11 protein-coding genes are annotated in these 11,621 nt (G+C 72.4%); all 11 read left to right on the top strand.

All coding sequences use genetic code 11. The annotated features are described in order from the left end of the window. The first annotated feature begins 153 nt into the window (after window positions 1–153). Complete coding sequence (clsA, locus tag ABD345_RS26585; RefSeq protein ID WP_344555359.1) at window positions 154–765, top strand: cardiolipin synthase ClsA; 612 nt, start codon at window positions 154–156, stop codon at window positions 763–765. Between the two features lie 125 nt (window positions 766–890). Beyond that, on the top strand, window positions 891–3,386 hold the full coding sequence (locus ABD345_RS26580; protein ID WP_344555357.1) for a sugar phosphate nucleotidyltransferase: 2,496 nt from the start codon (window positions 891–893) through the stop codon (window positions 3,384–3,386). Between the two features lie 126 nt (window positions 3,387–3,512). Next, a complete protein-coding gene (locus ABD345_RS26575) occupies window positions 3,513–4,565 on the top strand; it encodes a DUF881 domain-containing protein (protein ID WP_344555356.1) in 1,053 nt (350 codons plus the stop codon). Continuing rightward, window positions 4,562–4,894: a small basic family protein gene (locus ABD345_RS26570; protein WP_043908904.1), complete on the top strand. Its 333-nt coding sequence runs from the start codon at window positions 4,562–4,564 to the stop codon at window positions 4,892–4,894. Before ABD345_RS26575 ends, ABD345_RS26570 begins: the two co-directional genes overlap by 4 nt. 9 nt (window positions 4,895–4,903) lie before the next feature. Continuing rightward, a complete protein-coding gene (locus ABD345_RS26565) occupies window positions 4,904–5,866 on the top strand; it encodes a DUF881 domain-containing protein (protein WP_344555355.1) in 963 nt (320 codons plus the stop codon). A 181-nt stretch (window positions 5,867–6,047) separates the two neighbouring features. Continuing rightward, window positions 6,048–6,911, top strand: a complete 864-nt coding sequence (locus ABD345_RS26560) for a double zinc ribbon and FHA domain-containing protein (RefSeq protein WP_344555353.1) — start codon at window positions 6,048–6,050, stop codon at window positions 6,909–6,911. A 65-nt stretch (window positions 6,912–6,976) separates the two neighbouring features. After that, complete coding sequence (gene ftsR / locus ABD345_RS26555; protein WP_344555351.1) at window positions 6,977–7,720, top strand: transcriptional regulator FtsR; 744 nt, start codon at window positions 6,977–6,979, stop codon at window positions 7,718–7,720. Window positions 7,721–7,816: 96 nt separating this feature from the next. Then, a complete protein-coding gene (locus ABD345_RS26550) occupies window positions 7,817–8,290 on the top strand; it encodes a bifunctional nuclease family protein (protein WP_030463664.1) in 474 nt (157 codons plus the stop codon). A gap of 314 nt (window positions 8,291–8,604) precedes the next feature. Further along, window positions 8,605–9,282 carry a MerR family transcriptional regulator gene (locus tag ABD345_RS26545; RefSeq protein WP_344555344.1) on the top strand — a complete coding sequence of 226 codons (678 nt, stop codon included), beginning with the start codon at window positions 8,605–8,607 and terminating at the stop codon, window positions 9,280–9,282. A 52-nt stretch (window positions 9,283–9,334) separates the two neighbouring features. Beyond that, window positions 9,335–10,111, top strand: a complete 777-nt coding sequence (locus ABD345_RS26540) for a SanA/YdcF family protein (RefSeq protein WP_380272545.1) — start codon at window positions 9,335–9,337, stop codon at window positions 10,109–10,111. A 38-nt stretch (window positions 10,112–10,149) separates the two neighbouring features. Next, window positions 10,150–11,535: a DNA polymerase IV gene (locus ABD345_RS26535; protein WP_344555343.1), complete on the top strand. Its 1,386-nt coding sequence runs from the start codon at window positions 10,150–10,152 to the stop codon at window positions 11,533–11,535. The last annotated feature ends 86 nt before the right edge of the window (window positions 11,536–11,621 follow it).

Genomic DNA, 11,621 nt, shown 5'->3' with positions numbered 1-11,621 from the left:
AGCGCCGATGGTACTGCAGGGGGGACCCTGTGGGAGAGTAGGACGCCGCCGAACAATCATTCAGGAAAAGCCCCCCGACGGGAAGTCGGGGGGCTTTCTTGTTGTAGGGTCAGTCCCGCACATGTCGGTGGTTAGTACAGGAGGCTCCGCACCGTGGAGGTCCAGGAGACGCGCGTTCAGACCGACCGGGTCCTCACGATCCCGAACCTGTTGAGCATGGCTCGGCTGGTGGGCGTGCCGATCTTCCTGTGGTTGGTGCTGTGGCCGGTCTTCGGGGGGCCGAAGAACGACGGGTGGGCGATCGTCGTCCTGATGCTGAGCGGGGTCAGTGACTACCTGGACGGGAAGCTGGCCCGGCGGTGGGGGCAGATCAGCCGGCTGGGGCAGTTGTTGGACCCGGCGGCGGACCGGTTGTACATCGTCTCGACGCTGGTGGGGTTGACCTGGCGGGAGATCCTGCCCTGGTGGCTGACGGCGCTGCTGGTGGCGCGGGAGGCGTTCGTCGGGGTGGTGCTGTTGCGGCTCAACCGGGCGGGTTACGGGCCGCTGAACGTGAGTTTCCTGGGGAAGGCGGCCACGTTCAATCTGATGTACGCGTTTCCGCTCCTGTTGCTGGGGGTGGGCGAGGGGTGGGTGCACCAGGTTGCGGGAGTGGTGAGTTGGGCGTTCATCTGGTGGGGGACGACGCTGTACTGGTGGGCCGGTGCCCTGTATGCGGTGCAGGCCCGGCAGATCCTGCAGGCGGAGCGTTCGGCTGCCGTTTGAGATCAGCATGAGACGTTTTACACGCCCTCCACGGTGAGTCGGACGTTTTCTTCCGGGTAGGGATGCGTCGGACCGGTTTGATGGACCCGCAGGGGTTCACCACCGCGAAGGAGGACGCACCCGTAATGAAAGCCGTTGTGATGGCGGGCGGGGAGGGCACTCGACTCCGCCCCATGACTTCCAGCATGCCCAAGCCGCTGCTGCCGGTGGCCAATCGGCCGATCATGGAGCACGTGCTACGGCTGCTGAGGCGGCACGGCCTCAACGACACCGTGGTGACCGTGCAGTTCTTGGCCTCGCTGGTCAAGAACTACTTCGGTGACGGTGAGGAACTCGGCATGCACCTCACCTATGCCAATGAGGAAACACCGCTGGGCACGGCGGGCAGCGTGAAGAACGCCGAGGACGCGCTGCGGGACGATTCGTTTCTGGTCATCTCCGGGGACGCGCTGACGGACTTCGACCTTTCCGACCTGATCGCCTTTCACCGGGAGAAGGGCGCACTGGTGACGGTGTGCCTGACCCGGGTGCCGAACCCGTTGGAATTCGGTATCACCATCACGGACGACGAGGGGAAGGTCGAGCGCTTCCTGGAGAAGCCGACCTGGGGGCAGGTGTTCTCGGACACCGTGAACACCGGCATCTACGTGATGGAGCCGGAGGTCTTCGACTACGTGGCGGCCGGGGAGTCGGTCGACTGGTCGAGCGACGTGTTCCCGCAGTTGCTCAAGGAGGGCAAGCCGGTGTTCGGCTACGTCGCCGAGGGCTACTGGGAGGACGTGGGCACGCACGAGAGCTACCTGAAGGCCCAGGCGGACGTCCTGGAGGGGAAGGTCCAGGTCGAGCTGGACGGGTTCGAGATCTCGCCGGGCGTGTGGGTGGCCGAGGGCGCGGAGGTGGACCCGGAGGCGGTGCTGCGGGGGCCGCTGTACATCGGTGACTACGCCAAGGTCGAGGCCGGCGTGGAGCTGCGCGAGCACACCGTGCTGGGGTCGAACGTCGTCGTGAAGCGCGGGGCGTTCCTGCACAAGGCCGTGGTGCACGACAACGTGTACGTGGGGCCGCAGAGCAACCTGCGCGGGTGCGTGGTCGGGAAGAACACCGACGTGATGCGGGCCGCGCGGATCGACGAGGGGGCGGTGATCGGTGACGAGTGCCTGATCGGCGAGGAGTCGATCGTCGCGGGCAACGTCAAGGTCTACCCGTTCAAGACGATCGAGGCCGGCGCGTTCGTCAACACCTCGGTGATCTGGGAGTCCCGCGGCCAGGAGCACCTGTTCGGGGTGCGGGGCGTGTCGGGCATCCTGAACGTGGAGATCACGCCGGAGCTGGCCGTGCGGCTGGCGGGGGCGTACGCGACCACGTTGAAGAAGGGCGCGACGGTCACCATCGCGCGTGACCACTCGCGCGGTGCGCGGGCGTTGAAGCGGGCGATGATCTCGGCGCTGCAGACCAGCGCGATCGACGTCCGCGACCTGGAGAACGTGCCGATGCCGGTGGCCCGGCAGGCGACGGCGCGGGGGAGCGCGGGCGGGATCTTCCTGCGCACCACGCCGGGGGTGCCGGACTCGCTGGACATCCTGTTCTTCGACGAGCGCGGGGCGGACCTGTCGCAGGCCGGGCAGCGGAAGCTGGACCGGGTGTACTCGCGGCAGGAGTTCCGGCGGGCGTTCCCGGGCGAGATCGGCGACCTGCTGCACCCGGCGAGCGTGTTCGACTCGTACGCGACGAACCTGTTGCGGGCGGTGGACACCTCGGGGGTGCGGGAGGCCGGGCTGAAGGTCGTGGTGGACGCGGCGCACGGCAGTGCCGGGCTGGTGCTGCCGAGCATCCTGGGGCGGCTCGGGGTGGAGACGCTGACGGTGGCCGGCGGTCTGGACGAGGCGCGGCCGACCGAGGGCGCGGACGAGCGGCGGGCGGCGCTGGCCAGGCTGGGCGAGCTGGTGGCGTCCTCGCAGGCCGCGTTCGGCGTGCGGTTCGACCCGGTGGGTGAGCGGGTGTCCTTCGTGGACGAGCTCGGCCGGGTGATCCAGGACGACCGGGCGCTGCTGGTGCTGCTGGACCTGGTGGCGGCCGAGCGCCGTTCCGGGCAGGTGGCGCTGCCGGTGACGACCACGCGGATCGCCGAGCAGGTGGCGGCGTACCACGGCACCCAGGTGATCTGGACGACGACCTCGCCGGACGACCTGGCGAAGGCCGCGGCGGCGGACGGCACGGTCTTCGGCGGGGACGGGCGCGGCGGCTTCGTGGTGCCCGAGTTCTCCGGGGTGCTGGACGGGGCGGCGGCGTTCGTGCGGCTGGTCGGCCTGGTGGCGCGGACGCAGCTGACGCTGAGCCAGATCGACGCCCGGATCCCGCAGGCGCACATCCAGAAGCGGGACATCGCGACGCCGTGGGCCGCCAAGGGCATGGTGATGCGTTCGGTGGTGGAGGCGGCCGGGAACCGGAAGCTGGACACCACGGACGGCGTGCGGGTGGTCGAGCCGGACGGCCGGTGGACGCTGGTCCTGCCGGACCCGGCGGAGGCCGTCACCCACCTGTGGGCCGAGGGCCCGGACGACGAGGCGACCGAGCAGCTGCTCGACGAGTGGGCCGCGGTCGTGGACGGCGCCGGGAGGTAGTGCGGGGGAAGTGAGGTGGGGGCGGGCCCGGTGGGCCCGCCCCCACCCTGGTTTGTCACGATCCTGTGCCGAAACCGTCCTGCGGGGCCGGGAGCTGGTCGTGGGGCACCGCGTGGTCGTGAAACGATGTCCCGCATGCCAGCAACGCCGACGCCGAGTGATCCGGAGGGGCGCTTCCGCCGTCCGGACGCCTCGATGTCCCTGCTGACCACGGTCATGGAGCACTCGCTCGACGACGGGTACGCGGAGGCGGCCCGGGCCCGCGGGGCGGAGGGCAGCTCGCGGCTGCCGACGACGGCCAAGGGCCGGCTGGTGCTGGCCCTCGGGCTGGCGCTGGCGGCGGTCGTGGTGACGGTCGGGGCGGTGAACACGCACGCCGCGGCGCCCGTCCTGGCCAAGGAGCGGGACGCCCTGGTCACCCGGGTCAACGAGGCCAACGCGGCGGCGGACGCCCTGCAGCGGCAGGTCGAGCAGGACCGCGACAAGGTCGAGCGGGCCCAGGACGCGGCGCTGCAGACCGGGGACGACAGCGGGGCGGCGGCGCTGGCCGCGCAGACCGGCACGGGGGAGATCACCGGGCCGGGCGTCAAGCTGGTGATCGACGACGCGTCCGGGAGCGGTTCGGGCGGCAACGTCAGCGATCCGCGCAACGGCGGCGGCTACGGCAAGAACGGGCGGGTCAAGGACCACGACCTGCAGTACGCCGTGAACGGCCTGTGGCTGGCCGGGGCGGAGGCGGTGTCCGTGAACGGGCAGCGGCTGACCGCGCTGTCGGCGATCCGGGCGGCCGGTGACGCGATCCTGGTCGACAACCGGCCGCTGGTGCCGCCGTACACGGTGCTGGCGATCGGGGACGGGCCGCGGCTGGCCCAGGCGTTCCAGGACAACGAGGGCGGCCACTACCTCAAGATCATCGAGGACAGCTACGGGATCCGCTCGACGCTGTCGACGCAGAAGTCGCTGACGCTGCCGGCGGCGCTGGGCGTGACGCTCCGGATCGCCGGGCCGGAGACCTCCCCCGAGCCGTCCGCGGGGACCTCCGGCGAGCCGAGCCCGCCGCCGTCGCCGTCCGGTGCGTCGTCCGGTTCGCCGAGCGCGGCCCCGTCGAAGTCCGCGCGGTCGACCGCGAAGTCCCCTTCCCCTTCCCCTTCCACCGGAACAGGAGTTGCTACACCGTGATTGCCGTACTGGGTCTGGTGATCGGCGTGGTCGTCGGCGTGTTCGTGCAGCCCGAAGTGCCGAACGCGGTGGTGCCGTACCTGCCGATCGCGGTGGTGGCGGCGCTGGACGCGGTGTTCGGCGGCGTGCGGGCGATGCTGGACGGGATCTTCGACGACAAGGTCTTCGTGGTCTCGTTCCTGTCGAACGTCGTGGTGGCGGCGCTGATCGTGTTCCTGGGCGACCAGCTGGGCGTCGGGTCGCAGCTGTCCACCGGCGTGGTGGTCGTGCTGGGCATCCGGATCTTCTCGAACGCGGCGGCGATCCGTCGGCACGTGTTCAGGGCGTAGGGAGCGGCTGTGAGCGAGGAGAAGGAGCCGCGGGAGCGGGACGAGCGGGAGGCGGGCGAGCGGGCCGAGGAGTTGCCGGCCGCCGCCCGGGCCGAGGCCGGGTCCGGCGCCGAGGCAGGGGAAGCACCGCAGGACACGCCCGGGAACGGGGACGGGGACGGAGACGCGGAGGCCGACGCGGCGGCGGAGCGGCCCGGGCCGGCGGTGGTGGCGGCGGCCGTCCCGCGGGAGCCGGTGCAGCTGCCGTCGGACGGGCGGACCCGGCTGAAGGCGGCGGTGTGGCCGCCGCGGGTGTCGCGGGGCCAGCTGGTGGTGGCGCTGCTGCTGTTCGCGCTGGGGCTGGCGCTGGCCATCCAGGTGCGCTCGACCAACGACCACAGCGAGCTGCGCGGGGCCCGGCAGGAGGACCTGGTGCGGATCCTCGACGAACTGGACGGCAAGCAGCAGCGTCTCCAGTCGGAGAAGACGCAGCTCGAACAGTCCCTGGCCCAGTTGGAGAACTCCTCCAACCAGGCCAAGGAGGCCCAGGAGCAGACCCGGAAGAAGGCGGCCGAGCTGGGCGTGCTGGCCGGGACGGAGCAGGCGACCGGTCCGGGCATCGTGCTGACGATCGATGATCCCCAAGGGCAGGTGAAGGCGGATATGCTGCTGGACACCCTGCAGGAACTCCGAGCTGCGGGGGCGGAGGCGATTCAGATCAACGACGTGCGGGTGGTGGCCGGCACCTACTTCACCGACAACTCGTCGGGCGGTGGCGTCCGGATCGACGGGAAGGACGTCTCGCAGCCGTTCCGCTTCACCGTGGTGGGCAACCCGCAGGACCTCGCCCCGGCGCTGAACATCCCCGGCGGGGTGGTCCGCAGCCTGGAGAACCACCAGGCGCGGGCGACCATCGTCCAGCAGCAGAAGGTACTGGTGGACGCGTTGGCCACGCCGAAGCCGCTGCAGTACGGCAAGCCGGCGGCGAAGTGACGGGGCGCGCTCCGTACGGTTCGTCAGCTGCGGGCAACCCCCGGTGGTGGGTTTCCGCGGCGGGTCGGCGACACTGGGTCCTACCGTTCGTCAGTCTCCGGTCCGATGCCGGTCCCACCGCCACACCGAGCCTTGAACCCTGCCCCGCGGGCGGTTCTGTCACACGCAAGGGGATTCGCCCGTGAGTTTTTTCTCGAAGCTGTTCGGCCGCAACAAGAAGGCGGCCGAGGCGCCGACCGCGCGCTACCGGCAGGAGGACGCCGGGGTGCCGTCGATGCGTCCGGCGCCGGAGGGGCAGCGTCCGATGTACCGGGACGACGTGACCCAGGGCGCGGGCATCCCGACCGGGCAGTTCGACGCGGGCTACGGCGCGTCGGTTGATTCGGCGGGCGGGCCGCGCATAGGTTTCCCGGCAGGACCCTCAACCTCCGGTGGAGGGTTTGCCCCGGACCCCTATGCCGGGCACGTCCAGTCGGGTGTGCCGCGCCAGGAGGCTGTGAACATGGCTGGCACCAGCCCGTGCCCGCGGTGCGGGAACCAGAACCCGGCGCAGGCCCGTTTCTGCTCGAACTGCGGGACCCAGCTGCGTGGCGGCGGTTTCCCGGAGGGCGCGGTGGAGACCACCTCGACCATCTCGATCTCCGGCATCGAGTCGTACGACCCGACGGCGACCTCGACGGGCGCCACCCCGGCCCTGTCGGCCGAGGTGATGGCGGCGATCGACGCGCTGCCGCCGGGCTCGGCGCTGCTGATCGTGCAGCGCGGCCCGAACTCGGGCAGCCGGTTCCTGCTGGACTCGGACGTGACCACGGCGGGGCGGCACCCGCAGGGTGACATCTTCCTGGACGACGTGACGGTGTCGCGTCGGCACGTGGAGTTCCGTCGGCAGCACGACGGCGGCTTCTCGGTCGCGGACGTGGGCAGCCTGAACGGCACCTACGTGAACCGGGAGCGGATCGACGAGGTGCTGCTCAGCAACGGTGACGAGGTGCAGATCGGGAAGTACCGGCTGGTGTTCTTCGCCAGTCACCACCGGGGGTACTGACCACTTCTCCGTTTGGAGCCCGAGTGACCCCACAGATTCCTACCCCGTCCCTCGGGTCCTCGCCCGTGCCGGCCTCGCGCCGCACGGGCGAGGCGCGCCGACGGGGTGACGAGCTGCTGTCGATCGGCGCGGTGCTGGCCTTCCTGCGGGACGACTTCCCGGAGGTGACGATCTCCAAGATCCGCTTCCTGGAGGCCGAGGGCCTGGTCGAGCCGCAGCGCACCCCGTCCGGCTACCGGAAGTTCTCGGCGGCGGACGTGGAGCGGCTGGCGTACGTGCTGCGCATGCAGCGCGACCACTACCTGCCGCTGCGGGTGATCCGCGAGCACCTGGACGCGATCGAGCGCGGCGAGCAGCCGCCGGCGCTGCCGGGGGCGGAGTCCCGTCCGGGGCCGCTGGAGGAGGCGGACCGGGAGCTGGCGGCCGCGGCCACGGCGGTCGGCGGGGTGCGGCTGGGCCGGGCCGAGCTGATCGCGGCGGCCGAGGCGCAGGAGCGCGAGCTCGTCGAGTGGGAGGCGTACGGCCTGGTGCAGCCGGGCCCGGACGGCGGGTACGACGGCGAGGCGCTGCAGATCGCGCGGCTGGTGGCGGAGCTGGGCCGGTTCGGCCTGGAGCCGCGGCACCTGCGGGCGATGAAGGCGGCGGCCGAGCGCGAGGTGGCGCTGGTGGAGCAGGTGGTGGCGCCGCTGCGGCGGCACCGCAACCCGCAGACCCGGGCGCACGCGGAGGCGACGGCGCGGGAACTGGCCACCTTGTCGGTGCGGCTGCACGCGGCGATGGTGCAGGCGGGGCTGCGGGCCCGGTCCTGAACGGCCGGTGGCGGACGGGCGGGCGGCGGTCCTGATCGCGGTGGCCGCTGCCTGCTGCGCTTTCCTATCGGGGGCGCGCGCCATAGGGTTGCTGGTGTGAATGAGCTCGACGTCGTGGGTGTCCGGGTGGAGATGCCCTCCAACCAGCCGATCGTGCTGCTGCGGGAGGTCGGCGGTGACCGCTACCTGCCGATCTGGATCGGGCCGGGTGAGGCCACCGCCATCGCCTTCGCCCAGCAGGGCATGACGCCGGTGCGCCCGTTGACGCACGACCTGTTCAAGGACGTGCTCGGTGCGCTCGGCCAGCAACTGACCGAGGTGCGGATCAACGACCTGCGGGACGGGGTCTTCTACGCGGAGCTGGTGTTCGCCGGTGGTGTCGAGGTGAGCGCGCGCCCCTCGGACGCGATAGCGCTGGCGCTGCGCACCGGTACGCCGATCTACGGGAGCGAGGAGGTGCTGGCGGAGGCCGGCATCTCGATCCCGGACGAGCAGGAGGACGAGGTCGAGAAGTTCCGGGAGTTCCTGGACCAGGTCTCGCCGGAGGACTTCGGCGGCGGTCCGCAGTAGTTCCGGGGCCGGGCGCGGCCGGTGTCCCGCTGCGGCCGGGTTGGTCGGGCGGGGATCCGGTGCGCTAGCCCGGTCGGCCGCGGGTCGCAACTCGGTTGGGCCGGAAATCCGTTCTGCTACCCACGCATGGGGCACGAATAACCACTCGATGGGGTGAATTTTGTGGAAGCCCCCGGCGTGGCGATCGTTGACGGTGCTTGGGCGACTGCCTACCGTCAGGTGATGGCCCGCCGGACGGGCCACCCGCAGCCCGGGGCCCGGTGGGGCTCCTGCGGGTCCCGTGGGGCCTTGGGCGGAATGGACGGAGGTTGGCGATGAGCGGCACCGGCGACGAGACGCGTTCCGGAGCGCTGTGCGTGGTGCACGTGCCGCGGGCCGGCCGTGCCCTGATCGGGCGGCCCTGGCGGCCCGAGCCCGAGGCCGAGGAGCTGCCGAGGCTCGGCCGCTTCCCGGCCGTCCAGCCCGGGCAGCCCGCGATCGAGCGGCTCGCCCCGACGTCCGCGCTGGTCGGCTACCGCGGGCCGACGGCCTGCGCCGCCGCCGGCATCACCTACCGGCAGCTCGACTACTGGGCGCGCACCGGCCTGCTGGAGCCCTCGGTGCGCTCGGCGTACCCGGCCGGGGCGCAGCGCCTGTACAGCTTCCGGGACATTCTGCTGCTGAAGATCGTCAAGCGGCTGCTGGACGCGGGCGTGTCGCTGCAGAACATCCGAGTGGCCGTCACCCACCTGCAGTCCGCCGACCGGGCGGACCTGACCGGGCTGACCCTGATGTGCGACGGCGCGACGGTCTACGAGTGCACCTCGCCGCAGCAGGTCGTCGACCTGCTGAACGGCGGGCAGGGCGTGTTCGGCATCGCGGTCGGCGCGGTCTGGCAGGAGCTGGAGAGCACGCTGGGGCGGCTGCACGGCGAGCGCACCGACACCGGCGAGACGCTGGTCGGCAACGACCCGGGCGACGAACTGGCGCAGCGCCGCAACCGCGCGGTCTGAGCGGGCCCACGGCCGGGGAACCGGCGGGGGCGTCCCGTTCGTCCTGGCCGGTGTGTCGACGATCTTGAGGTGCGCGGGGCGGCGGGCCCGGGCCGGGTGGCTGGCGGTGCGACCGGCGGACCGGCGGCGCCAGCGCCGCTGGTTCCAGGCGGTGGTGCTCTGCTCGGTGCTGGGGCTGGCGCCGAGCGCCTGGCTGTACCTGGCCGAGTCCGCGAGGGTCGGCACGGTGGCCGACGCGCCCGAGGCCCCCGTCGCCGTGGTGTTCGGCGCCGGGCTGATGGACGGCGAGCCCTCCCCGTACCTGGCGCACCGGCTGGACGCGGCGCTGGAGCTGTACCGGGCGCACAAGGTGCGGGCGATCCTGGTGACCGGCGACAACGGCACCGTCCAGTACGACGAGACCGACGCGATGCGCGCCTACCTGATCGAGCGCGGGGTGCCCGCGGTGCGGGTGGTGGGCGACTACGCGGGCTTCGACACCTGGGACTCCTGCAGCCGGGCGCACCGGATCTTCGGCGTGGACCGGGCGCTGCTGGTCAGTCAGACCTTCCACGTCCGGCGGGCGCTGGCGCTGTGCCGGGCCGCCGGGATCGACTCGTACGCGGTCGGGGTGGAGGAGTGGCACGACACCACCTGGAAGTACGGCGGGCTGCGGGAGATCGGCGGCGCGGTGAAGGCGGCGGCGAACGTGCTGCTGCGGCCGGACCCGACGCTGCTGGGGCCGCGGGAGGACGGGGTGGCCCGGGCGCTCGCGGACGCGGGGGAGGACGGGGACCCGGGCGGGGGAACGGGCGGGGACGCCGACGCGGGGGCCGGCCCGAACGGGTAGGCGGCGGGAATGTCAGTGCGACGCGGGATGATCGGACGGTGCGGACCGTGCCGAGCATCATCCACCTCGACATGGACGCCTTCTTCGCCGCGGTGGAGCAGGCGTCCAAGCCGAGCCTGCGCGGCAAGCCCGTCATCGTCGGCGGCCTGGGCGGGCGCGGCGTGGTCTCCACCGCCTCCTACGAGGCCCGCAGGTTCGGCGTGCACTCGGCGATGCCGATGGCGCAGGCCCGCCGGCTCTGCCCGAACGCGGCGTTCCTGACCGGCCGGTTCGACGCGTACCGGGCCAACAGCGAGATCGTGATGGCCCTGCTGCGGGAGCGCTCCCCGCTGGTCGAGCCGCTCAGCCTGGACGAGGCGTTCGTCGACCTGGAGGCCGGGCCGTACGGGCCCGCGCTGGCCGCCGCGACCACGCCGGCCGAGGGGGCGCAGCTGGTGCTGGCGGTGGCCGAGGACCTGCGGGCGGACATCGTGGAGCGCACCGGGCTGACCGCGTCGGTCGGCGTGGCCGGGTCCAAGCTGATGGCCAAGATCGCCTCCGAGCGGGCCAAACCGGACGGGCTGGTGCTGATCGAGCCCGGCTCCGAGCGGTCGGTGCTCGCCCCGATGCCGGTGCGCGCGCTGCCCGGGATCGGTCCCGCCACCGAACAGGCGCTGCGCCGGGCCGGGTTGACCACGGTGGCGGACCTGGCGGAGGCCGGGTTCGAGGAACTGGTCGGGCTGCTCGGGAAGGCGCACGGCGCGGGCGTGTTCCAGATGGCGATCGGCTGGGACGAGCGGCCGGTGGTGCCGGACCGGGACGCCAAGTCGGTGTCGGTGGAGGACACCTTCGAGGTCGACCTCGCCGACCGGGAGCGGATCCTGCAGGAGATCGAGCAGCTCGCCGCGAGGTGCGTGCGCCGGCTGCGGGCGGCCGGGCGCTCCGGGCGGACGGTGGTGCTGAAGGTCCGCCGGTTCGACTTCTCCACGCTGACCCGCTCCGAGACGCTGCGCGGGCCGACGGACGACGAGGAGGTGGTCGCGGCGACGGCGCGCCGACTGGCGACGCAGGTCGACGTGACGGGCGGGGTGCGGCTGCTGGGCGTCGGCGTGGCCCAGCTCGCGGACTACACCCAGGAGGACCTGTTCGCCCAACTGGAGCGGGAGGAACGGGAGTCGGGCACGGCGGCGGTGGTCGAGGAGACGGTCGAGGAGGTGGTGCGGGTCGACCCGGCGGCTCGCCGCTGGTGGCCCGGGCAGGACGTGACGCACCGCGAGTTCGGGCCCGGCTGGGTGCAGGGCAGCGGGGTCGGGCGGGTGACGGTGCGCTTCGAGACGCCGTACTCGGGGGTGGGCCGGGTCCGGACGTTCGCGGTGGGCGACGAGGAGCTGGAGGCTTCGGGGGCGCTGCCGCTCAGGTCTCCGGCGGGGGAGGGGACCGGGTGAACGCGGTGGCGGGGGGCGGTTCCCCGCGGTGCCGGGGCGGGTGGACAGCACGGGTCCCCCGCACCGATGCCCTTGGTGCGGGGGAC

Source organism: Kitasatospora saccharophila (assembly GCF_039529925.1).
Taxonomy (GTDB): domain Bacteria; phylum Actinomycetota; class Actinomycetes; order Streptomycetales; family Streptomycetaceae; genus Kitasatospora; species Kitasatospora saccharophila.
This window is presented reverse-complemented; position numbering and strand designations above follow the sequence as displayed.

Bases quoted from the DNA above. Each gene is read 5' to 3' on its own strand.
- ABD345_RS26575 (WP_344555356.1), top strand. From the start codon at position 3,513: ATGTCCCGCATGCCAGCAACGCCGACGCCGAGTGATCCGGAGGGGCGC.
- ABD345_RS26545 (WP_344555344.1), top strand. From the start codon at position 8,605: ATGAGCGGCACCGGCGACGAGACGCGTTCCGGAGCGCTGTGCGTGGTG.
- ABD345_RS26580 (WP_344555357.1), top strand. From the start codon at position 891: ATGAAAGCCGTTGTGATGGCGGGCGGGGAGGGCACTCGACTCCGCCCC.